At 30.5% G+C, this 22,317-nt stretch carries 23 protein-coding genes, 1 pseudogene and 1 riboswitch; of the genes and pseudogenes, 3 read left to right on the forward strand and 21 right to left on the reverse strand.

Features of this window, described 5'->3' with window-relative positions:
- Nucleotides 1-2: 2 nt before the first annotated feature.
- The 15 genes from def to C1I91_RS17370 form a co-directional block, all read right to left on the reverse strand.
- Nucleotides 3-446, reverse strand: a complete 444-nt coding sequence (gene def / locus C1I91_RS17300) for a peptide deformylase (RefSeq protein WP_128213989.1) — start codon at nt 444-446, stop codon at nt 3-5.
- Between the two features lie 11 nt (nt 447-457).
- Nucleotides 458-2,662 (reverse strand): primosomal protein N', encoded by a 2,205-nt coding sequence (gene priA, locus C1I91_RS17305; protein WP_128213990.1) that lies wholly within the window; start codon nt 2,660-2,662, stop codon nt 458-460.
- Nucleotides 2,663-2,786: 124 nt separating this feature from the next.
- Nucleotides 2,787-3,971: a bifunctional phosphopantothenoylcysteine decarboxylase/phosphopantothenate--cysteine ligase CoaBC gene (coaBC, locus tag C1I91_RS17310; RefSeq protein ID WP_128213991.1), complete on the reverse strand. Its 1,185-nt coding sequence runs from the start codon at nt 3,969-3,971 to the stop codon at nt 2,787-2,789.
- Nucleotide 3,972: 1 nt separating this feature from the next.
- Nucleotides 3,973-4,191, reverse strand: coding sequence for a DNA-directed RNA polymerase subunit omega (gene rpoZ, locus C1I91_RS17315; RefSeq protein ID WP_128213992.1), 219 nt, complete (start codon nt 4,189-4,191; stop codon nt 3,973-3,975).
- Nucleotides 4,172-4,810 carry a guanylate kinase gene (gene gmk, locus C1I91_RS17320; protein WP_128213993.1) on the reverse strand — a complete coding sequence of 213 codons (639 nt, stop codon included), beginning with the start codon at nt 4,808-4,810 and terminating at the stop codon, nt 4,172-4,174. Before gmk ends, rpoZ begins: the two co-directional genes overlap by 20 nt.
- Nucleotides 4,810-5,079: an extracellular matrix/biofilm regulator RemA gene (remA, locus tag C1I91_RS17325; RefSeq protein WP_128213994.1), complete on the reverse strand. Its 270-nt coding sequence runs from the start codon at nt 5,077-5,079 to the stop codon at nt 4,810-4,812. The genes gmk and remA overlap by 1 nt, the downstream gene beginning before the upstream one ends.
- A 10-nt stretch (nt 5,080-5,089) precedes the next feature.
- The gene (locus C1I91_RS17330) at nt 5,090-5,971 is read right to left on the reverse strand and encodes a YicC/YloC family endoribonuclease (protein ID WP_128213995.1); all 882 of its coding nucleotides are present in this window, start codon (nt 5,969-5,971) and stop codon (nt 5,090-5,092) included.
- A gap of 297 nt (nt 5,972-6,268) precedes the next feature.
- Nucleotides 6,269-7,627 (reverse strand): NCS2 family permease, encoded by a 1,359-nt coding sequence (locus tag C1I91_RS17335; protein WP_128213996.1) that lies wholly within the window; start codon nt 7,625-7,627, stop codon nt 6,269-6,271.
- 67 nt (nt 7,628-7,694) lie between these two features.
- A riboswitch (purine riboswitch) is annotated at nt 7,695-7,794 on the reverse strand.
- Nucleotides 7,795-7,863: 69 nt separating this feature from the next.
- Nucleotides 7,864-8,850 (reverse strand): asparaginase, encoded by a 987-nt coding sequence (locus C1I91_RS17340; protein WP_128213997.1) that lies wholly within the window; start codon nt 8,848-8,850, stop codon nt 7,864-7,866.
- A 177-nt stretch (nt 8,851-9,027) separates the two neighbouring features.
- On the reverse strand, nt 9,028-9,345 hold the full coding sequence (locus C1I91_RS17345) for a hypothetical protein (RefSeq protein ID WP_128213998.1): 318 nt from the start codon (nt 9,343-9,345) through the stop codon (nt 9,028-9,030).
- 138 nt (nt 9,346-9,483) lie between these two features.
- Nucleotides 9,484-9,978, reverse strand: a complete 495-nt coding sequence (tpx, locus tag C1I91_RS17350; RefSeq protein WP_128213999.1) for a thiol peroxidase — start codon at nt 9,976-9,978, stop codon at nt 9,484-9,486.
- A gap of 150 nt (nt 9,979-10,128) precedes the next feature.
- Complete coding sequence (locus tag C1I91_RS17355) at nt 10,129-10,329, reverse strand: asparagine synthase (RefSeq protein ID WP_128214000.1); 201 nt, start codon at nt 10,327-10,329, stop codon at nt 10,129-10,131.
- Between the two features lie 139 nt (nt 10,330-10,468).
- Nucleotides 10,469-10,750, reverse strand: coding sequence for a hypothetical protein (locus C1I91_RS17360; protein WP_128214001.1), 282 nt, complete (start codon nt 10,748-10,750; stop codon nt 10,469-10,471).
- A gap of 435 nt (nt 10,751-11,185) precedes the next feature.
- The gene (locus C1I91_RS17365) at nt 11,186-11,380 is read right to left on the reverse strand and encodes an alpha/beta-type small acid-soluble spore protein (protein WP_128214002.1); all 195 of its coding nucleotides are present in this window, start codon (nt 11,378-11,380) and stop codon (nt 11,186-11,188) included.
- Between the two features lie 111 nt (nt 11,381-11,491).
- The gene (locus C1I91_RS17370) at nt 11,492-12,340 is read right to left on the reverse strand and encodes a YitT family protein (RefSeq protein WP_420808482.1); all 849 of its coding nucleotides are present in this window, start codon (nt 12,338-12,340) and stop codon (nt 11,492-11,494) included.
- Nucleotides 12,341-12,650: 310 nt separating this feature from the next.
- On the opposite strand from C1I91_RS17370, the gene C1I91_RS17375 reads away from it, so the two are divergent.
- A complete protein-coding gene (locus C1I91_RS17375; protein ID WP_164880568.1) occupies nt 12,651-13,937 on the forward strand; it encodes a methyl-accepting chemotaxis protein in 1,287 nt (428 codons plus the stop codon).
- A 149-nt stretch (nt 13,938-14,086) separates the two neighbouring features.
- On the opposite strand, the gene C1I91_RS17380 is transcribed toward C1I91_RS17375, so the two are convergent.
- Nucleotides 14,087-14,386, reverse strand: a complete 300-nt coding sequence (locus tag C1I91_RS17380) for a Dabb family protein (protein WP_128214005.1) — start codon at nt 14,384-14,386, stop codon at nt 14,087-14,089.
- Nucleotides 14,387-14,813: 427 nt separating this feature from the next.
- On the opposite strand from C1I91_RS17380, the gene C1I91_RS29815 reads away from it, so the two are divergent.
- Nucleotides 14,814-15,167 carry a DUF5658 family protein gene (locus C1I91_RS29815; RefSeq protein WP_420808432.1) on the forward strand — a complete coding sequence of 118 codons (354 nt, stop codon included), beginning with the start codon at nt 14,814-14,816 and terminating at the stop codon, nt 15,165-15,167.
- A gap of 77 nt (nt 15,168-15,244) precedes the next feature.
- Here the strand turns inward: C1I91_RS29815 and C1I91_RS17385 are convergent, their stop codons facing one another.
- Both C1I91_RS17385 and C1I91_RS17390 read right to left on the reverse strand, forming a co-directional pair.
- Nucleotides 15,245-15,985 (reverse strand): N-acetylmuramoyl-L-alanine amidase family protein, encoded by a 741-nt coding sequence (locus tag C1I91_RS17385; RefSeq protein ID WP_128214006.1) that lies wholly within the window; start codon nt 15,983-15,985, stop codon nt 15,245-15,247.
- Between the two features lie 213 nt (nt 15,986-16,198).
- Nucleotides 16,199-17,262, reverse strand: a pseudogene (locus C1I91_RS17390) (IS630 family transposase).
- 212 nt (nt 17,263-17,474) lie between these two features.
- On the opposite strand from C1I91_RS17390, the gene tnpC reads away from it, so the two are divergent.
- Nucleotides 17,475-18,947: an IS66 family transposase gene (gene tnpC, locus C1I91_RS17395; RefSeq protein WP_128214007.1), complete on the forward strand. Its 1,473-nt coding sequence runs from the start codon at nt 17,475-17,477 to the stop codon at nt 18,945-18,947.
- Between the two features lie 267 nt (nt 18,948-19,214).
- Here tnpC and C1I91_RS17400 read toward each other — a convergent pair whose 3' ends face one another.
- The 3 genes from C1I91_RS17400 to C1I91_RS17410 all read right to left on the reverse strand — a co-directional run bounded on the left by C1I91_RS17400 (nt 19,215) and on the right by C1I91_RS17410 (nt 22,263).
- Nucleotides 19,215-20,468: an MFS transporter gene (locus C1I91_RS17400; protein ID WP_128214008.1), complete on the reverse strand. Its 1,254-nt coding sequence runs from the start codon at nt 20,466-20,468 to the stop codon at nt 19,215-19,217.
- Between the two features lie 292 nt (nt 20,469-20,760).
- Nucleotides 20,761-21,870, reverse strand: a complete 1,110-nt coding sequence (locus tag C1I91_RS17405) for an ArsR/SmtB family transcription factor (RefSeq protein ID WP_128214009.1) — start codon at nt 21,868-21,870, stop codon at nt 20,761-20,763.
- A gap of 3 nt (nt 21,871-21,873) precedes the next feature.
- Nucleotides 21,874-22,263, reverse strand: a complete 390-nt coding sequence (locus C1I91_RS17410; RefSeq protein ID WP_128214010.1) for a PTS sugar transporter subunit IIB — start codon at nt 22,261-22,263, stop codon at nt 21,874-21,876.
- Between the last annotated feature and the right edge of the window lie 54 nt (nt 22,264-22,317).

Here is a 22,317-nt window from a genome sequence, read left to right on the forward strand (position 1 = left end):
TACTACTTAGAATAATCTACAAAAAGCACTCCATTAAGATGATCATTTTCGTGACAAATTGCCCTTGCAAGCAAACCTTCTGCTTCTAGTACAAATTCTTTTCCTTCCAAATTTAAGGCTTTTACCTTTACTTTATTTGGTCTAGTAACCTCTGACTGCTCTCCTGGTATGCTTAGACATCCTTCCATATCAATTTGTTCGCCTTCAGTTTCTATTATTTCTGGATTTATAAAAACTCTTGGTCCATAATCATCATATACATCGACTACAAAAATTCTCTTTAATATTCCAACCTGAGGTGCTGCAAGCCCAACACCGTCTTCTGAATACATAGTTTCTATCATATCATTAGCCAATGTTTTAATTCTATCATTTATCACATCAACTTCTCTACATCTTTTTCTTAGTATTTCATCGCCTATTGTTCTTATATTTCTTAATGCCAAAGCTATCACTCCTAAATTAAGTTATTTGGATTAACATCCATACTGATTCTTATTTCATTATAAACTGCATTTGATAAATCATAAACCATATCTTTTATATTATGCGCTAATGTTGCATCAAAATTACCTTTTATCAAAATCTGCCATCTATACATCTCATTTATTTTAGATATTATACACGGACAGGGTCCCATAACATCCACCTTATCATTATACTGTAGCATTTTTTTTATGTTTACTCCAATATTTTCACTGTGCTTCTGGAGGCCAAGCTGATCTTTTGAACTCATATTAATCACCATTATATTAGCGTATGGAGGGTAGTTCATAGATTTTCTAAGCTTTATTTCCTCTGCAAAAAATCCTTCATAATCATTGTTTTTAGCATAACTAAGACTATAATGTTCAGGATTGTAACTTTGAACAAGCACATAGCCTTCTTTACTGCCTCTACCAGCTCTACCTCCCACTTGAGTTATAAGTTGATATGTTCTTTCGCTAGACCTAAAATCCGGAAGGTTTAGTGATATATCTGCGGTAATTACTCCTACTAAAGTTACATTAGGAAAATCTAATCCCTTAGATATCATCTGAGTTCCTACTAGAATATCTGCTTCACCATTTTTGAAAGAGTTATAAATCTCTTCATGCGAATTTTTCTTTCTTGTTGTATCCACATCCATTCTTAAAACTCTTGCTTTTGGAAACATTCTTTTTATTTCAATTTCTAGCTTTTCAGTTCCTGCCCCAAAGTACTTAACATATTTACTCTTACAAGAGGGACATTCATTAACTTGCTTTTTTGCTGTACCACAATAATGGCATACTAAATACCCATTGGTATGGTAAGTCATTGCTATATCACAATGTGGACATTTAAAAACATATCCGCATTTTCTACAGGAAACAAAGGTGGAGTGTCCTCTCCTATTTAGGAAAATAATAATTTGTTCCTTCTTTAGTAATCTATCCTCTATAGCATTGTATAGCTTCTTACTGAACATACTTTTGTTATTGTTAGTAAGCTCTTCCCTCATATCAATTACTTCCATTATAGGCAGCCTTGAATGATCAACTCTGTTCTTTAATTCCACAAGCTTCATTTCACCCTTTAATGTCCTATAATAACTCTCTATACTTGGAGTTGCAGAACCATAAACTACAGTGCAGCCTGTTAGATTACTTTTAAACTCCGCAACTTCCCTAGTATGATACTTTGGATTTTGTTCTGACTTATAGGTGCCTTCATGCTCCTCATCTATTACTATAAGCCCCAAATCCTTAAAAGGAAGGAATATGGCAGACCTTGCTCCAATAACAAGTTTCACGTCTCCAGTCTTTACTCTGAACCATTCATCAAATCTTTCTCCATCAGAAAGTCTGCTATGAAAAACTGCAACATTCCTGCCAAATCTGCCCTTAAAGCGCTCAATCATCTGAGGAGTAAGGGCAATTTCAGGCACTAGAATCAATGAAGCTTTTTCTTCATTTAGCATATTACTTACTAAATTCATGTATACTTCTGTTTTTCCACTACCTGTAACACCCTTAAGTAATATCAATTTATTTTCACTATTTAAAATTGTTTCTACTGCACTTCTCTGTTCTTCGTTCAAAACCTTTGATGAATAAGTTTCATATTTTCTTGTATTTATCCTGTTAACTTGCTCATCCTCAACAGAAACAAATTTATTTTCTATTAATTTTCCTATTATATATGCTGAGACATTGTATTTTTCAATAAGTTCACTTTTAGTATAAATGCCACTGTTGTTCTTAATTAATTGAAGCACTTCTTCATAATTTGGTTTATTGAACTTCCCATAAAGTTCAGCCCCATTATAACTAATAACTTTCTTAGTTTTTATTTTATTACCCTTCATGATTCCTGTGGGTATTATAACTCTTATAGCTTCTATGTACTTACACAAATATTTTTCTCTCATAAAATTTATCAAACTAAAATCATCTTCTGTAAGTAATGGGCTATCATCACATATTTCGGAAATAGCTTTTATCCTTGTAAACTCTCCTTGGAACTCACTAAAAAGCTCCATGACAAAAGCTTCAATGGTCTTGTTACCCTTTCCAAAGGGAACCCTAACCCTATGCCCTTTTTCAATAAGAGCACTTAATTTATCTGGTACCTCATATGTAAATAACTTATCTACCTTCAAGGCATCGCTATTTACAATTACACCTGCAAATAAACTCAATATCATCACCCTTAGATTATAATTTCTCTTAACTCTATATATTTAAAAGCTATTCTAAGCTTTTAAATATATAGGTTTAGTTAAAAAGAAATTCTATACTTTCCTATATAGTAAAAAAAGCGCCTTAGCGCTTTTCTATTATATCAAACAAATTTCTTGCCACTTCTTTTTTACTCATTTTTTCTAAGGTAACTTTTTCACCCTTTGAAGAAATTATAGTAACAATATTATCATCTGATGCAAAACCAGTTTCAGATTTTGAAATATCATTTGCGACTATGAAATCTAAGTTCTTTCTTTTAAGTTTTCCTTGAGCATTATCTATCAGATCATTACTTTCCGCTGCAAAGCCTACTAATACCTGATCTTTCTTACGCTCACCTAAAGTTTTTAAAATATCATTATCTCTAACAAACTCTATAGAAAGATCTCCTTCTGCTTTCTTGATTTTATTTTCATGATATTGCTTTGGTTTATAATCCGCAACTGCAGCAGATTTTATAACAATATCTGAAGAATCAAAATCATCAAGAACAGCTTCCATCATCTCTTGATTTGTTCTAACTTTTATTACCTTCATCCCAAATGGTGCTTCAAGATCTGTTGGTCCAGTTACTAAAACTACCTCTGCACCTCTATCTCTTGCTTCTTCAGCTATAGCAAATCCCATCTTACCTGAAGATCTGTTAGTTATATATCTAACTGGATCAATATCCGAAACCGTAGGACCTGCAGTTACTAAAACTTTTTTATTAACAAGATCCTTTTGATCATTTAATCTGCTTACAGTATATTCTGCAATTAACTTAGTATCAGCAAGCTTTCCTTGACCTGTGTCACCACAAGCAAGTCTTCCACTAGCTGGTTCGATAAAGTCAAAGCCTAATCTTTTAAGTTTGCTAATATTTTCTTGAACTATGACATTTTCATACATATTTGTATTCATAGCAGGAGCAAAAACAACTGGAGCCTTTGTAGCCATTATTGTGGTAGTAAGCATATCATCAGCGATTCCATTTGCTACTTTACCTATTACATTAGCTGTAGCAGGAACTATTAGCATTAAATCTGCTCTTTTTGCTAAAGAAATATGCTGAATTTCCCAAGCTTTAGGTTCTGCAAACATATCTGTAACAACCATGTTTTGACTGAGAGATTGAAATGAAAGTGGTGTTACAAACTCAGTTGCTGACTTAGTCATTATTACATGTACTTCTATATCTTTCTTTCTTAAAGTACTTATAACATCTAAAGCTTTATATACTGCAATACCTCCAGTAACGCCAACAACAACACACTTTTTAGTCATTCTATTTTAGGCCTTCCTTTACTTGCTCATATTTAACAAATCCATCATTTACTTCATTGATAGATACTGTTAAAGGCTTGTTTGAGTCTACCTTTACATATGGTTCTGCACCATCTATTATTTGTCTAGCTCTTTTTGATGTTACTATTACTAATGAATATCTATTGTCTACCTTTTGTAATAAGTCTACTATTGATGGATTAATCATAGAGTTGCTCATGAATTAAACCCTCCTTTGATTCTATTATTGTCTCTTTAATTCTATCAACTCTGCATTTTTCAGCTAATATAATACTTTCAATTTTCATAACTGCTTCTTCAACAGTATCATTAACCACTGCATAGTTGTATTTTGATACATAGTTTATTTCTTGATACGCTGACTTAAATCTTGTCATTAAAGATTCTTGAGTTTCACTTCCTCTTTTAATAATCCTTTGTTTTAGTTCTTCCATTGAAGGAGGAAGTATAAATACGAAAACACCATCCTTGGCGTTTTCTTTTACTTTTAAAGCGCCTTGGATATCAATCTCAAGGATTACATTTATGCCTTGGTCTAACATTTGATCTACTGTTGATTTCGGTGTTCCATAATAGTTACCATAAACCTCAGCCCATTCCAAGAAATCATCATTTTCTACTCGTTTTAAAAACTCTTCTCTACTTATAAAATAGTAGTTTATTCCTTCTACTTCACCTACTCTAGGATTTCTTGTTGTAGCAGAAACTGAAATAAAAAGATTTTCATTCTTTTCAACCAATGCTTTACAAATGGTTCCTTTTCCAGCTCCTGAAGGTCCAGATATCACTATAAGTATTCCTCTATCGTGTTGTTGCATTATTCATCAACCTCTTCTACATCATCATCTTTTGTAGATAATCTATGTGCAACTGTTTCAGGTTGAACTGCTGATAAAATAACATGATCGCTATCTGTAATGATAACTGCTCTTGTTCTTCTACCATATGTAGCGTCAATTAACATACCTCTGTCCCTAGCCTCTTGAATTATTCTCTTAATAGGTGCTGATTCTGGGCTAACTATTGCAACAAGTCTATTAGCTGAAACTATATTTCCAAAACCAATGTTGATCAATTTGATACTCATATTATTCCTCCTACTCGATATTTTGGATCTGTTCTCTTATTTTCTCTATCATATTTTTAATATTGATAACTAAATTAGTAATCTCCAAATCGGTAGACTTAGATGCTATAGTATTAGCTTCTCTATTCATTTCTTGCACAATAAAGTCAAGTCTTCTACCTATTGGTTCCTTAAGTAAAAGAGTACCTCTCAACTGATTTATGTGGCTGTACAACCTTGTTATTTCTTCATCAATTGTGGACTTATCTGCAAATATAGCTACTTCCATGGCAAGTCTATTTTCATCTAGCTCTATATTTTCTAATATTCCTTGGAGTTTCTCTTTTAATTTTTCTTTGTAAGCTTTAAGTACTTCTGGACATTTCTTTTCAATCTTCTTTACATTTTCTTCGATATCTTTTGATTTAATTATAATATCCTCGTAAAGCTTTTGTCCTTCAGTTTCTCTCATATCTATTATGGTATCTAAGGCTCTATTCACTAAAGGCATCAATTCATTCCAAATTTCTTCCAAGTTTTCTTCTTGTTCTTCTAACACTATTACATCTGGAAACTTAGATATTAAATTCAAACTTAATTCATCTTTTAATGAATATCGATCCTTAATTTGCTTTAAACAATTTACATAACTATCTGCTAATTCTGTATTTAATTTAGCAACAGTATCAAATTGTCCGTAATTTTTGTAGTTTAAAAAGATGTCAACTTTACCTCTATTTAATCTTTCACCTACAATTCTTCTAATTTTCTCCTCAAGCGGTATCATAGACTTTGGCATTCTAATATTTATATCCAAATATCTGTGATTAACACTCTTCATTTCTAAAGAAAAACTTCTCGCGCTGTCTTCATCACTTGAAGCTCTACCAAAACCAGTCATACTTTTAATCATAGTCAATCCTCCTAAAACAATACCAGATTGAGACTATATATATTGTATATAATGATACAATCAAAAGTCAATACTTTGTTCACAAATTGTTAACATTTAAAAAAATTAATTTTTCATTAGCCTTAAAAGTAAAAATTTCCTTAAGACGGCATAATGTTATTTTTTCACTATTTACCCTAAATAGCACTCTAAAGTGTTGATATTGATAGGTTGAGCTAAGAAAAAAATGATTTCCTACAAATTAAAAAAGGCCCTGCTGGATAAACCAGCAAGGCTATAATAAATTGAAGGAAGCTATTATAATACTAATTTCAATATGAAGATAACTGCTAAAACATACATTACTGGAGAAATCTTCTTCTTTTCTTTTGAAATTAGGTTGGATATTAAATTAATTGCTACATAGGATAAAATTCCTATCATTAAGCCATCACCAATTGAGTAAGTAAATGGCATCATACTTATTGTTAAAAATGCTGGAACAGCTTCAGTAATATCTCCAAAGTCAATATCTTTAACTGTACCCATCATCAAATACCCTACATATATTAATGCTGGAGCAGTTGCACAAGAAGGAACTGCTACAAATATTGGCGATAAGAACATAGCTAATAAGAATAATATTCCAGTTACTACTGCAGTAACCCCTGTTCTTCCACCTTCCTCAATTCCAGTAGCACTTTCTATATAAGCAGTTATTGCAGAAACTCCAACTAAAGCTCCACCTGTTGTACCAACAGCATCAACTAATAAAGCTCTTCCTGCATTAGGAACTTTACCTTCTTTATCAATTAGTTTAGCTCTTGTAGCAACACCTACCAAAGTACCTACTGTATCAAAGAAATCAACAAATAAGAATGTTAGTGCAACACCTACAAATGTAAGTATTTTTGAAGTATCTGAAAGGAATGAAAAATCAACCTTTCCTGCTATTGGCGCTAGAGATTCGAATTTAAATATTCCATTAGGTAGATAAATACCAAATGCTGCAGCACCAGCTGTATCATAAAGTGCATATGCCCATCCTATTAGGGTTCCACCTAATATTCCCCAAAGCATAGCGCCTTTTACCTTTTTCTTTTCTAATACTACTATAATTAAAATTCCAAGACATGTTATAGCTACTGAAGGTGTTGTAAATCTTCCTAAAGCAACGGTTGTAGAAGCATCTTTTACTACAAGTCCTGAATTGAGCATACCTACAAATGCTATGAATAAACCTATACCACCAGTTACTGCAAGCTTTAAGTTATGAGGTATAGCATTTACTACAGCCTCACGAACGCTGAATAGTGATAATACTATAAATATAAGTCCTTCAACAAAAACTGCTGTTAATGCTACCTGCCATGAGATTCCCATCTTACCACATACAGTGAAAGCAAAAAAAGCATTTAATCCCATACCAGAAGCAAGTCCTATAGGTAAGTTTGCGTAAACTCCCATGAAGATTGATGTTAATCCAGCTGTAAGGCAAGTTGCTGTTACTAATGCTCCAACAGGCATTCCTGATTTACTAAGTATGTCCGGATTAACTGCGATTATGTAAGCCATAGCTAAGAAAGTAGTAATTCCTGCTACAATTTCTTTCTTATAGTCTACATTTTTGTTATCCAATATTGCTAGTGTTCTTTGTTTAGCTTTTATATTTTGCATAAAAACCTTCCTCCTAAAAAATAAAAGCCGCAAAGGTGAAGAACCAAAGCGACATCATATTGATGTAATACAACTTCTGATTCCTCATAGTCAGATATTTACGGTACCTGGTAGAAACTTTCGACCCATATCGTCAAAATTATACGAGCAATAAGCACGAATATTATTATATATTCGTCAATTATCGTTGTCAATACATCCGAATTATTTTTTATTTTTATTTTTTATAATTCACTTTATTTGTATAAATCTCTCTCAAATACATTTTTAATGTATTTCAAGTCATTAGTATAACTTAATGCAATTATCAATTTTATTCTTGCCTTCTGTCCAGGCATATTATCACCGAATATTACCCCTAGATCTCTAAGTTCTTTTCCGCCTCCGTGGTAACCATAAGATTCAAATACTCTTCCTTCAAAACATCTAGACACAATAACTACAGCTAGCCCTTTATCAATAGCCCTCTTGATTCCATCCACCATAGCTGGAGGTACATTTCCTCTCCCCATTGCCTCTATTACGATACCCTTATCACCATTAGCTATTGAAAAATCAATCAATCTAGAATCCATACCTGCAAAGCATTTTAGTAAAGTCACTTCTCCGCTTATTTTATCTATTTTTATAGAATCTTCTTTATTAACTTCTCTATAAAATATTACTCTATTATTATCAACTATCCCTATAGGTCCAAAGTTTGGAGTTCTAAAAGCATTTAGTGCCATTGTATTTACTTTTGTTACTTCAGAGGCACTGTTTAGCTCTCCATTAAAACATACCAGCACGCCTCTGTTTTTAGCTTCTTCTGAGGCTGCAGTACATATTGATGCTGCAAGGTTTGAGGGACCATCATAACCAAGCTCAGAGCTGCTTCTCATTGCACCTGTTACTACAACTGGTTTTTCTGAATCTATAGTTAAGTCAAGTAAATATGCAGTTTCTTCAAGAGAATCTGTTCCATGAGTTACTACCACACCGCTTATATCTTCTCTATCTATAATTTTTTGCACATATTCTGATAAATTCAACATAATATCAGGAGTCATATGCGGACCTGGTAAACTGGAGAATGTATAAGATTCTATTTGTGCAAAACTCTCTATACCTGTTACCATCGACATTATTTCTTCTCCTGTAAGACCAGGTACTGCTGCTTTTATTCTTGGGTCAACCTTCATTGATATTGTTCCACCATTAAATACTATTGCTACCTTTTTCATTTTTCCTCCTAAGTCGTATATTATACTTATTCTCGTATATAATCTTTACTCTTCTGAGCATTTATAAAATTTACGAATAATAAGTTACTAAATTCAAAAAAAGATATGTGTAATATCCAAAGTTTATTATACTTTATTGTTAGCATAAAATGAATATATATATAATATTTTAACATCCTACTGTTTATTAGTATTAGTATTTTCATTTCTGGTATTTTGCTGAAGATTATATATGCTTGTCAGTAAATCGTGGGTGAAATTGGCACCTCTAGATATAAGTAGTCCCGTCAATACTTGTCCAACATAACTTATCTTTGGAGAAAATCCAATTAAGCTCAATATATCTGCCCCTGTTAGTAGACATAACAAAATCCCAACCATTATCGCTCCAAGTTTATTGAAATCCACCTTTCCATGATCAAATACCATCTTTATTGTTTCCCATAATGCTTCTGCTACCGCAGCTAAAATAATAATACTAGCTAACTTATCCATCAATTTATCCCCCTTTGTTTTTTTATAAATATATTCACCTTAGGCAATAAAAATGAAAATAAGGCAATTATATTTACTATAATTTGCCTTACTTAAAATACCTTAACAAAATATTCTCTTAAGTCTTACTTTTAAAATTTATTTTGCATTTTTAGCAGCTTCTAATACTTGATCGAAGTTTGGCTGACTAGATACTTCCTCCATGTAATCTGCATATACAATTCTGTTACCAGAATCGATAACAAAAGCAGCCCTAGTTAATAAACCTAGTTCTTTTATATAAGTACCACTTACATCTGCAAAACTTCTATCTTTATAATCTGAATATATTTTAACATTTTCAATACCCTTAGCAGCACACCATCTTGCTTGAGCAAATGGTAAATCCATAGATATGGTATAACAGGTGATATTAGGTAGATCCTTTACCTTGTCATTAAAAGTAGCAACTTCAAGATCACATACTGATGTATCTATCGATGGAACTGCTAATAATATTCTTACACCTGTTGTATCCTTAAAACTTAAAGAATTCATATTGGGATCTGTTACAGTAAAGTCAGGAATAGTTTCATTAACTGCAAATTGTTTTCCCTTAAGTTCTACGTCATTTCCCTTAAATTTTACTTTCATAAAAAACACTCCTTATTTAAAAATTTATTTATACTTTTTATTAAAAGCAATCTAACATAGCTTTTTCATTATAATTTGGTGATATCTTTAGTACTTTTTTAGTAGATTACTATACACTGAAAAATAGAGAACCAATAGGTTCTCCTTTTATTATCTATGATGTTGAACTAAATCTATAGTTCCTAAAACCACGTGAGCTAAACCAAAACCTAAAAGAGCAGTCTCTGCCATAGGTAATATTTCTTTTTTTCTCATCCCATGTTTTCTAAGTTCATTTGCTCTTAAAGCTGCGGTTCCGGCAACTACTACACTACCTATAATTGTTGGTATTGTTCCTTCTTTTATTCTCATTAATAATCACTCCTTTCATATATAGTATTTTAAGGAGAAAAATATTAATTATTCTAAAACTTTTTTCCACTTTTTGCCTCACTAAACTTAATTCCTTTATTAATGGTATAAAAATGCACGAAAAGAAAAAAGGCATGTATTATGCCTTTAGTCTTTTTAATATATATTCACTTAATTCTTCAAATGTACTAAATTTAGTTTCATTCTCTTCCTCTACAAAGTAATAAAACTTTTCAGAATCATCCTCTTCTGATTCATAATCAAAAACTATTTCTCCAAGTTTAACTTCGTCCTCTTCCCAAATTTCAACAAAATAGTTTTCTGCATCTTCATTAAACTTATCCAAAGCTTTATTTATCTTTTCAGTTGTTAGTTCAACACTTACACCTTCGTCATTAGTTGAAAAAACTATAATAGTCATCTTATCTACCTCTTATCCTTCTTTTAAAATCAGATTTTTATTTTACGTATGTAAACTTCTAATAGAAGTATTACTTTTTTATTATGGTATAAATTAGTATATCATATTTACACTATAACACATAGTTTATTGTTTTTACTAACATTAATCACCAACTTAGATTATTATATTATAATATTGCTCATTTACGAGTATTTTATTTAAAAACATTTTTACTTTTTAATTCTTTGTACAGGTTCATTTTAGCATCTGATTATTCACTACTTAATTTCAACAAAGTACCTTAACACCACAAAAATAAAATTAAAATCAATAAACCACTTAGTTCATTTTAATATCCACTAACAAAGTTTTATATACTTCATTGTTAGTAAATTAGAATACCAAGTGGTTTATCAATATCTATTCTATTAAATTATTATACTTACAAATTAATTATTTTAATCCATCTTCATAACTTTGGATCATTTTTTTTACCATATTTCCGCCTACAGATCCATTTTCTCTAGATGTTAAATCTCCATTATATCCTTGCTTTAGATTTACACCAACTTCTTTTGCAGATTCTTGTTTTAAATTATTTAACCCTTGTTTAGCTTGTGGAACTAAGGTTCTATTATTTCTTGCCATTGTAAATCCCTCCTAAATAAATATGTTTTGTGTTTCTTTGTAATACTATTTTGTATAGTTTTTAATATTATATTTAGGTATCTTAATGGAATTAGAAGAATTTAAATCCTTTTAATGAATTGCTTTCTTTTTATATCTCTTACCTGCTACTTCTACGCTACCTATTGTTATTAAAGCATTCTCATCAAATCCCTGTACAATAGATTTTACTTTAGCTATTTCTAGCCTGGAAACTACAACATATATTACATTGGTTTCAATACCCTTATAACCACCTTTACCATCAAGCAAAGTAACACCACGTCCTAGCCTGTCCACAATTGCCTCTGTTATATCGCTATGCCTCTCAGATATTATAGTAACAGCCTTTGACTCATCTAGTCCTTCTACTATCACATCAATTACCTTAAAGGCTATAAAATAAGCTATTAATGAATACATTGCCCTATCAAATCCGAAAATCAATCCAGATACACCAAGGATAAAAAGATTGAAAAACATTACTATCTCACCTATAGAAAAGCTTATTCTTTTATCTAAGATAATAGCTGCTATTTCTGTACCATCTAAAGATCCACCGTTTCTGATTATAAGACCAACTCCGGTTCCCATAATAACTCCACCAAAAACAGCTGCCAATAATATATCTTTAGTTATTCCTGGAATAGGATGAAGAAATCCAACAGAGAAAGATAAACAGATTACTGCGTATAAAGTTGCTATTGTGAAGGTTTTCCCTATATGTTTATATCCTAAGATAAAAAAGGGTATGTTTAATATAAAAGTAAATATACCTAGCTGAATACCAGTGATATGACTCATCATAATAGATATACCAACAACTCCACCATCTATAAGATTGTTAGGTATTAGAAAGATTTCAAGTCCAATAGCAGCTAGTACTGCTCCCAATGTTATGAATATAAATTTGATAAGTATTACAAAATATTTATTTTTCAACAAACCACCTACCTTATTAATTTTTAATATATTAAAATGTCTTTTTATCATTTTTCATAATAATATAATATCACATTATCAATTTTAGCGCAAATTTATCACTTCTATGTAATTTAAGCCTGATTATATTTTAATAGAGTTTTCAGTATTTCTTAATATTAAAAAAGCAACAGCCATATTAAATATTTTGTTGAAAGTTGACAAATTTTAGTTGTATAATATGCAGAGAGTATAAATTCTTATGAATAGGAGGTTAAAGTTTTTTATCAATTATTACATTACATTAAAATTATGGCAAGGTGGTAATAAAATGAAATCTTCAATTAGAAAAAAACTCATGTTTTCTTTTGGTGCAGTGGCAATAAGCAGTGTATTTACAATAACTTATATGTATCTAGTGATTAATGGATACGTAAGTAAAGACCACTTAAGTACTATATTTGCAATAGCTATACCAATAGTTATTTTAAGTATGTGCTTTGCATCTTTTATAACTTACGTTTTGACTAAGAACATTAGAGTCGTAAATCACATTCTTGAAAGAACAGCCAATTTCGACTTTACTCTTGATGAAAAGGCATATGCTCAGTTAAGCAAAATTAAAGGAACTGATGAATTAAAACAAATGTCAGATGCAGTTTCGCATATGCGAACTGAGCTAAAAACACTTATAACATCTATTGTAGAGAGTTCAGATAAAGTAGAGATTCGTTCAGAGGACATGAATAGAATTGTTGAGCAAAATGCCTGCACAATAGAGTCAATAACCAGTGCAGTTAATGGAATTGCAAATTCATCAAATGAGTTGTCTAGCAGCACCTTACAGGGTACTGAAAAATTAGAGCACTTGGCAGCTCAAATTAATGATATAGGTGATTCTACATCAACAATAAAAACTTATATTGATAAAACAAAAAAATCAAATGATACTGGTATTGAAAATATTAACAAACTTGTAGACACTATTAAAGAAAATGAAGTTGTTTCTGATAAAGTAGCTATGAGAATAAGCAATTTAAAGGATCAATCGAATCATATAAGCAATATCACGAACACCATTAATGACATAGCCAGTCAAATAAATCTATTAGCTCTTAATGCCTCTATTGAGTCAGCAAGAGCAGGTGAAGCCGGCAGGGGCTTTGCAGTGGTAGCTAATGAAATAAAGAAATTGGCAACTGAAACTGAACAATCAACAAAAGAGATTGAAAAAATAATAACAGATTTTCAATCAATGATATCTGAAACACAAGAATACATGACAGAGGCATCAAACATGATACATAAAACCGGACAAGTTTCAGAAGAAACTGGCAGTACTTTTCATTCAATTAAGGAAAATGTTGATAATATATTAAGCAAAGTAGATAGACTTATTTTAAGTATTAATACTGTCAACGAAAAGAAAGAAAATGTTGTGAATACCATTGAGGAAATAGCAGCTGTAACTGAAGAATCCGCTGCAAATACTGAAGAGATTTCAGCTTCTTTAGAAGAGCAAAGTGCCAACATGGAACAAGTTCTTAGCACTGCTTCTCAATTAAATGAAATAGCAAAAGAGCTTCATGAGCACACAAACAGATTTAAAATTTCTTAGGCTACGAGAAGGCAATGTGTTTTTCATTATACTTTGCTTTCATATGAGATTCCTAAAGAATAAAAAGATCACTGAAGAAAATAACTTTCAGTGATCTTTTTATTTATTTGCATTTTTTAACATAGTAAAGTTCTTTGACAAACGAAATATTAAACTTCGTAATCCACGCAGGTCCTATCTTCCTTTACAGCGCCAACAAATCCAGCAACCTTTAGATGTTCAGCATGATTTTGGTATATATCTAAATCTTCAAAACTCTTAAATTCAGAATATAGTACTACATCATATGCATTGGAAGGATTATTATTTATACCAACTTCAATACCTTGTATTTGAGGAATTTTATCTTTCAGAGCTTCTAAACCTAATTTAATTTTCTCAGCGTTTGTTTTTTTATCATTTCCTTCTGCAGATTCTTTTAATTTCCACATAACAATATGTTTTATCATAATATTTCTCCTATTATACTGTAAATTTATGAATGAACCATATCATGCAATCATGCATCTAATTCCAAATAATTACTTAGGCTCATTTTATTTAGTTTATATTTTATTCTATTGATGAACTATTTTCAAGCTCAAGTTTATTTATTGATTTTATAGCTATAGTTCATATGTTTATGATTAAGAATAATTATTGGATTAAGTGCTTGTACAGGGTATGCTATATCTACTTTCAGATCAAAGCTATATATTTTTACTTATTATTTAAAATTTGTTCACTTATATTTTTCCCATTTATATGCATACTAATATGATAATGACATATAAATTAAATCAGCATTGTAATTTATGTTTAATTGTTTTTACATATCTAGAATATACATGAATTATATGGCTAAATTCTAATTTTTCGTATTTTAAGGAGGCATTTATGGGAAAATTCTTAAAAAACTATACCCTCTCTTCCATTAAAATAAAACTGATAATCATATATTTACTAAATGTTACAGATATATTTTTTACATTGATTTTAATTAATAGCGGCTACTTTTATGAGGGAAATTCTATTATATCGCCATTAGTTACAAAACCTTTTGAAGCCATACTTCTCAAATTAACGTTGCCTGGTGCCTTAATATTAATATTAAATCACCGAATAAAAAAAGCTACTACAAGCCAATTGAGTTTATCAAACCTAGCTATTGATGGTTGCATGATAATGTATCTAATAATTAACTGCTTTCACATTGCTTGGCTAACACTATTGCACTTTTATTTGCATTAGTCCTATGGTGAGTTAAAATATCTTATATATAGGCAACCAACTTCAACACCGTATTATAGCAAAGTCTTTATATACCCTTACCTTTTTAATTCTTTTTTTAAATTTAAAATAGCTTTTGCTATAGCTTCTGCACACTTAGCCTGTCCATCATTAGAAGTTATAAATTTACAATCTTTTTCATTAGTCAGGTATCCTATCTCAACTAAAGCTGAAATTGCATCATTGTTCTTTAATACATACAACGGGGAATTACTTTTATATTTTATATCACGTTTTTCAGTATACTTTAATTTGTAAAGCTCATCTTGTATATTTTTTGCTAACATTTCATCTTTTGTATTAGGTTCATTGCACCAAAGCTCAATTCCTCGTACTGAAGAGTCTTTAAAGCTATTACAGTGAATGGACACAAAAACGTCAGCATTACTATCATGAGAAATTTCAACTCTTTTCTTTAAATCTTCTTTGTCATTTGAGCCTAATATAGTCTTATCATCTTTTCTTGTATATACAACTTTAATATTATTCTTCTCCAATATTTGTCCAACTTTTAAACCTACCTTAAGAACTACATCTTTTTCTAGTATACCATCAGCACTTTTAGTTCCCTTATCATAGGCTCCATGTCCTGGATCTATACATACTACAAAATTCTGTTTTGATTTTACTAAAAGAGTGTTTTCGCTAATCTTATCATCTTTATTTTTAAATAAAGAAAGTATACCACTTATAGCAAGTAACATAAAAATTGATATTACGGACAAACTAAAGGCTAACCTTCCAATTTTTATTCTATATCTTTTCCTCTTCTTTCTCATCTTGAATCTCCTAACTTAAACACTAAAGATATACTATTATTTGAAATTGAAACAACTTGTTTTCTCATAATTCTTTTACATAATTTGTATATTCACTTTTCATTTTACATCTATATTTCAAAAGTGTAAATATTATGTATATGCTTTTTTTTTGTAACTATTCAGCTATTCAAATAATTTGATAAATATTATATATATATTGCAAATTGGTTTCTACAATCTAACACATAGCCTGTCTATTGTTTGAGTAGGAACCTTATTTATGTTACTTATAAACTTTTGAATTGCAGTTCTAACTTGTGGCAGAGATTTATAAAAGACATTGTTAATAACAGATGCCTTTAGCCATCCCCATAACCCCTCTATAAGATTCATTTCTGGACTATACGGTGGTAAAAACATCAATTCAAGCCTATCTTTAACTCTATTAAGAAATGGCTGAATCAGCTTTGCATGATGAATCTTAGCATTGTCTAATACCACAACAATTTTTCCTTTTGGATACTGCTTAAGTACGTTTTCTAAAAAGTCATTAAATATCTTAGCGTCATATCTTTCATGTTCCTCGCAATATACGTTACCAGTCTCGTAATCCAATATTCCCATAAGTTTAACACCTGCATTTTTACCGAACGTAGGAATTTTCCTTTGTTGTCCTCTTATAAACCAGCTCTTTTGAATTGCTTGATAATCTCTAATCATTGATTCATCTTCAAATAAGATGGTATCAACTAAGCCATTGAGGCATTTTTTTTAAAGCTTTAAAGTCACTTTTAAAAATTTCTTGCTTTTTCTTTATCAGCTTTCGCTAAGACGTAAGTAGGTCTAGTATAACTTAAATTTAATCTATGAAGTACATATGCTATTCCTCTATGTGACATATTTATATTAAATTCTTTAATAACCCATTGCCTCACTAATTCAATAGTCCAATTCATTTTAGATTCGAAGCCTACATCTTCTGGAGTTTTTGTAGTTATAGTTTCTACAATGAGCTTCTCTTGAAGTGAATTGATTTTCTTTTGCGCTCCGCCGCCGTGGCCAATATTTAATCCATCTATTCCTTTTGATTTATAATTTTTTATATATGTAGAAACAGTATGTTCTTCTAGATTCTCCATTTCAGCTATTTTTCTATTTGTAAATCCATCAAAATGCTTAAGTAAAACAGAATATCTTTTATATAACCTTGTGTTTTTAGTCTTTTTTAAAGCTGATTTTAACTCGTTTATATCATCTTCATGCCCAGCAATCTTATTAAGAATCAAAATATCCATATTTAAAACCTCGCTATAATTTTTATTTTATATTCTAGTTTGGATATTTTAGTTATCTTATATTAATGGATGTTCTTACCTAAATATCATATCGAAATTTTCATCTTGCAACATATATAAAATTAATTTTCGTAAAACCATTTCTATTATCTTTAGTTTTTGATATTATATAGCATGTCTTGAAAAAAACTAATGATAAGGCGGTGATGTCCATGAGCGAAGGAAAAATAATTGAAATATATAATCAAGGATTAACTCAAGTCATGAGTGTTATTAGAGAACTTACTAACGAAATCAAAAGTTTGAATTCTCAAATAGAGACACTATCAAAAGATAATAAATCTCTTTCAAATCGTGTTAAGTCACTAGAAAACCAGACTAATAAAAATAGTAATAACAGCAGTAAGCCACCATCATCTGATGGTTTTAAAAAGAAAACTAAAAGCTTAAGAGTAAAGACCGATAAAAATCCTGGTGGTCAAGAAGGTCATGAAGGAAAGACTCTTGAACTTAGTGATAATCCTGACGAAATAATCACACACAGTGTAGATACGTGTGATATATGCGGAACATCCTTACAGGATGTAAAAGCGGAAAGAAATATTATTCGTCAAGTAGTTGATATCCCAGATATAAAAGTTAAAGTTGTTGAACATAGAGCAGAAATTAAAAAGTGCCCAAGATGTAGAAGAAAAAACACCGGTAAATTCCCAGAGGGAATAACAAATACAGTACAATATGGAGAAAAGATAAAGGCTGTATCTGTTTATTTAACTCAATACCAATTGATTCCGTATAAACGTGGTGCAGAGTTAATCTCAGATTTATTTGATATAAATTTAAGTCAAGGATCAATGGTTAATTTTAATGATTATTGCCATGAAAATTTGAAATCTATTGAAGAAAATATAAAAGCATCATTAATTAATTCTAAAGGTGCTGTACATTTTGATGAAACAGGAGTGGCTATAGATAAAAAGCGCAAATGGCTACATGTTGCTTCAAATGATAAGTACACATATTATGAAGCTCATGAAAAGCGTGGTAAAGAAGCTGTTGACTCTATAGGCATTTTACCCAATTTCATCGGAACAGCAGTCCATGACTGCTGGAAAACATATCTTCAATACACAGATTGCGATCACTCTCTGTGTAACGCCCATATTCTCAGAGAACTAAATGGTATCTCTGAGCTAGAAAAACAATCATGGGCTGAACCAATGAAAAATCTACTAACTGAGATAAAGAAAGAAGTAGATTTAAATTGGAACATTGCTAATGCTTTAACCTTAGATAAAATAGAAGCCTTCGAAGAAAGATATACTCAAATCTTAAATGATGGCTTCAAAGAAGATTATATTGCTAATAGTGAGTCTTACGCTAAAAAGAAAGCAAAGAAAAGTACTAGCCTTAACTTATTAAATAGATTAAGTACTTATAGAGAACAGATACTTGCTTTCATGTATGACTTTGATATACCTTTTGACAATAATCTAGCAGAACGAGATCTGCGAATGGCTAAGGTTAAACAAAAAATCTCTGGAACCTTTAGAAGTGGTAGTGGCGCTAAATCATTTGCTTGTATTCGTGGATATGTATACACGGTGCGAAAGCAAGGGATGAATGCACTTAAGTGTATAAAATCTACATTTACAGAAAATCCAGTTGATCCGACCTTAGCTTAGCTAAGATTATTTAAGGGGTATTAAGAATTTTGATACCCCTATTTGTCATATCTAAAATTTTATCAAAAATAAAATTATATACTATAGCTGAATAGTTACTTTTTTTTAATTTTATTACACAAATAGAGCAATAAATATAAAAATAAATTCGCTAGATAAAATTAAGTTAAATAAAATAAAAGGAAATACAGCTTTTCCATATGAAAATAAATAAAATAAACTTCAAGTTATATCTGTTGATACTACTTGAAGTTTATTAGCGAAGAATTATAGTTTAGCTAAACTTTTATTGAATTTTTGTAATAAAAACAAAGCTATAGTTAACATCCCAAATACTAGAAATAACTTAGAGGTATTTAAAAATATGCACAACCCTCCTACTGTAAGAGATCCTAAAGGCGTAGCTGCCATTGCAAGAGAATTAAATACTCCTGCTACCCTACCCAAATAATCTTTTTCAATCTTTTCCATAAAGGCAACATTAATTGTCATTAAGAATATACCTGCAGATATTCCTAGAAGCAAGCCGATTAGTACTAACGCTGGATAGATTGCAACCTGAACTTTTAGCTGTCCTACAATGAAGTATAGTATATAAACTATACCTATTAGTATACCTGATACTATTACTAAATATATGCCCTTAACTTTTTCTTTTACTTTCGGGTATATAACAGTTCCTAAGGCTAATCCTATGGTACTAGTGAATTGAATTACAGAAACTACTTCTACTCCCTTCTTTAATACATCTTTAACGTAAGCCACAACTAAAGTATTAATTGGAATAAGCAGAATATTAACTAAAGCACCAAATAAACAGATGTTAAATATTAACCTGTTACTCTTTAAATATACGAAACCGCCTTTCAAATCTTTAAAATAACCATCTAAGGCAATCTTATCCTTCTTAATCTCTTCCCCTTTATATTTAACTAAAAGTATTAAGCTCCCACATACATAAAAGGTTATAGCATCTAATAGGATAGCCCCAGATATACCTATTACCGCTATGATTCCTCCTGCAACAGCAAGTCCTATCATTTCAGTAATTCTTGAAGCTGTAGAACTAAGCGACATTCCATAAGAATACATCTCTTTATCTAAAATATATGGTATTGATGCAGTACTAGCTGGACTCTGAAAAGCTTCAAATGTTGAGTTTAAGAAAGTTATTATAAACAAATGTATAGGTAGCAATAAATTAAAATAGAAAAGCAACGCGGTTATAGACACCATTACTCCTCTTCCCATATTGCATATAAAAATTATATGTTTCTTCTTTCTATACTCTACCAGTACTCCAGAAAAAGGCTGGAATATTATAGTAGGGATTGCATTCACCCCAAAAATAGTGGCAAGTAAAGTTGTAGATCCTGTAATCTGATATACCATCCATCCATATGCAATAGTATCTATCGAATCCCCAAATCTAGAAATTAAATTTGAAATTCCATAAAGCATATAAGACTTTTCTTTCAGTACAAGTTTATAGCCGATTTTCTTTTCTAGTGCTGTTTCCATAATAGCCCCCTATATTCTATTTACACCATGGCCTAATTATATAATTAACGCCTAACATTAGATTATCATCTAATATTTTAATTCTATTACTCACAAAGTTACGGCCGTAATGCATTTTCTATTTTTTTCTATTTATATTATAAGTTAACATTTGATAAACGTCAACTGATATTAGATTGATATCTAACTTCAACTTATTATTAATTATTTATTATAAAAGCATAAAAATAAATAAAGTATTTTATCTAATTTGACATAAATCAGACAAAATACTCTATTCACTGGCTTTTCATTATTTTAATAAAATTCCTTCTAAATCCTTTAAAAACTCTAAAATATTATCTTTATTCAATCTATAATAAACCCTATTTTCTACTTTCTCTACATAAATAAACCCGTATAGCAGCAGGTTATTCATATGATAGGATACAGTAGCTGTAGTAAGGTTTAGCTTCTCTGCTATTTCTATGCCGTAATATTCCTTTTGCTTTAAAAGCTGTAATATCTCAAGCTTGCTCTTATCGCTTAATATTCTTAGTATGTTCTGTACCTTATTCTTGGAATCTTTGCTTTTTGAAGTTAGGTTAACCATAACTTCAAACATAGCTCCAAAGTAAATATACAAACTCTCTTCATGAAACTTTGCAGTAACACTATATTGGTTGGCTATAGCAGGATATACTATAATTTTCTTTAAGCCGTCCATATTTATACTAATAAGATTACATATATACTTATCATCTTGCTTTATTTTATCCTTAAGCTCTAATACAACTTTATCTGATAAAGTTAAAACATTTTTTACCGAAACCTCATATGCTTGAATATTAGAAAGTATTATATCAATTAACCTTATGATATAACTTTTAGCGTCATTTAATACTACTATTAGCTTCCATTTTTCTTCACTGCTTATATTCTTATTATTAAGATATTCTACTACCTTATCAACTTTTAAAGGTAAATCATCTGAATTATCGTATTCCGCATCTTCTAATACATTTACAATATTTTTAAAGATTTCGCTTTTTACTTCTTCTTCATTTTTATTAATGATACTCTCTTTATACACTAATAAATCTTCATCTGCTTCAGTATTTACAAGTAAACCAGCAATATGCTTGCTATCATTTTTATCATAAAAACCTTTAAAAAACAAATCTAATTCATAAGCCTCTATAGTACATTTCTTTTTAAAGGTTTGCAAATACTTTTCTATTTCCCCATGCATTCTTTTCAAAGTAGTATTATTGGTAAGGTTGTACTTTTCTAAGGTTTCCGCACGGCTACTGTTTATATTTTCTTCATTTGCAATGTAATAAAAGCACTCAATTACTTCTGTAACCTTGTTAGGTTTTTCTCTTATATCTATGTCCATTCTTTTCCTCTCTGTTACTTTCAAAATTTATACTGCTAATATTCTACAATCAACAAGGGTATCAATTACCCACTTTCCATTCATTCTACCAAATGCCATGGAGTCAATAACCTTGCAAGGTATATCATATATTTTCAAAGCTTCACTGATGTCATTGAAAGCATACTTTACCTGCGGTGCTAGAAATACAAATTTAACAGTCTTATAAAACTCTTCCTGAGCCTTTATATTAACTTTATTTAGGCTTGCACCTCCATAATAAAATCTAATAGCTTTATCATCTAAGTCTTCTTTATGCTTGTTACTTAATATCTCCATAGTAGAATTATATCCAAGCTTATTAGCTTCACTTACAATCTTGCTTACAAAAAGACTTGAAGTCATTCCTCCAGCACACAAAACTAAGATATTCACCATAATAATTACCTCTCATATTTAAATTTACTCAACAAGACCTCTAGCTACATATAA

This window comes from Clostridium manihotivorum (assembly GCF_004015185.1).
Taxonomy (GTDB): Bacteria; Bacillota; Clostridia; order Clostridiales; family Clostridiaceae; genus Clostridium_AR; species Clostridium_AR manihotivorum.

Excerpts from the sequence above, each read along its gene's own strand:
- coaBC (WP_128213991.1), bottom strand. The coding sequence starts at position 3,971 with ATGACTAAAAAGTGTGTTGTTGTTGGCGTTACTGGAGGTATTGCAGTA.
- rpoZ (WP_128213992.1), bottom strand. The coding sequence starts at position 4,191 with ATGAGCAACTCTATGATTAATCCATCAATAGTAGACTTATTACAAAAG.
- gmk (WP_128213993.1), bottom strand. The coding sequence starts at position 4,810 with ATGCAACAACACGATAGAGGAATACTTATAGTGATATCTGGACCTTCA.
- remA (WP_128213994.1), bottom strand. The coding sequence starts at position 5,079 with ATGAGTATCAAATTGATCAACATTGGTTTTGGAAATATAGTTTCAGCT.
- C1I91_RS17330 (WP_128213995.1), bottom strand. The coding sequence starts at position 5,971 with ATGATTAAAAGTATGACTGGTTTTGGTAGAGCTTCAAGTGATGAAGAC.
- C1I91_RS17335 (WP_128213996.1), bottom strand. The coding sequence starts at position 7,627 with ATGCAAAATATAAAAGCTAAACAAAGAACACTAGCAATATTGGATAAC.
- C1I91_RS17340 (WP_128213997.1), bottom strand. The coding sequence starts at position 8,850 with ATGAAAAAGGTAGCAATAGTATTTAATGGTGGAACAATATCAATGAAG.
- C1I91_RS17345 (WP_128213998.1), bottom strand. The coding sequence starts at position 9,345 with ATGGATAAGTTAGCTAGTATTATTATTTTAGCTGCGGTAGCAGAAGCA.
- tpx (WP_128213999.1), bottom strand. The coding sequence starts at position 9,978 with ATGAAAGTAAAATTTAAGGGAAATGACGTAGAACTTAAGGGAAAACAA.
- C1I91_RS17355 (WP_128214000.1), bottom strand. The coding sequence starts at position 10,329 with ATGAGAATAAAAGAAGGAACAATACCAACAATTATAGGTAGTGTAGTA.
- C1I91_RS17360 (WP_128214001.1), bottom strand. The coding sequence starts at position 10,750 with ATGACTATTATAGTTTTTTCAACTAATGACGAAGGTGTAAGTGTTGAA.
- C1I91_RS17365 (WP_128214002.1), bottom strand. The coding sequence starts at position 11,380 with ATGGCAAGAAATAATAGAACCTTAGTTCCACAAGCTAAACAAGGGTTA.
- C1I91_RS17375 (WP_164880568.1), top strand. The coding sequence starts at position 12,651 with ATGAAATCTTCAATTAGAAAAAAACTCATGTTTTCTTTTGGTGCAGTG.
- C1I91_RS17380 (WP_128214005.1), bottom strand. The coding sequence starts at position 14,386 with ATGATAAAACATATTGTTATGTGGAAATTAAAAGAATCTGCAGAAGGA.
- C1I91_RS29815 (WP_420808432.1), top strand. The coding sequence starts at position 14,814 with ATGGGAAAATTCTTAAAAAACTATACCCTCTCTTCCATTAAAATAAAA.
- C1I91_RS17385 (WP_128214006.1), bottom strand. The coding sequence starts at position 15,985 with ATGAGAAAGAAGAGGAAAAGATATAGAATAAAAATTGGAAGGTTAGCC.
- tnpC (WP_128214007.1), top strand. The coding sequence starts at position 17,475 with ATGAGCGAAGGAAAAATAATTGAAATATATAATCAAGGATTAACTCAA.
- C1I91_RS17400 (WP_128214008.1), bottom strand. The coding sequence starts at position 20,468 with ATGGAAACAGCACTAGAAAAGAAAATCGGCTATAAACTTGTACTGAAA.
- C1I91_RS17410 (WP_128214010.1), bottom strand. The coding sequence starts at position 22,263 with ATGGTGAATATCTTAGTTTTGTGTGCTGGAGGAATGACTTCAAGTCTT.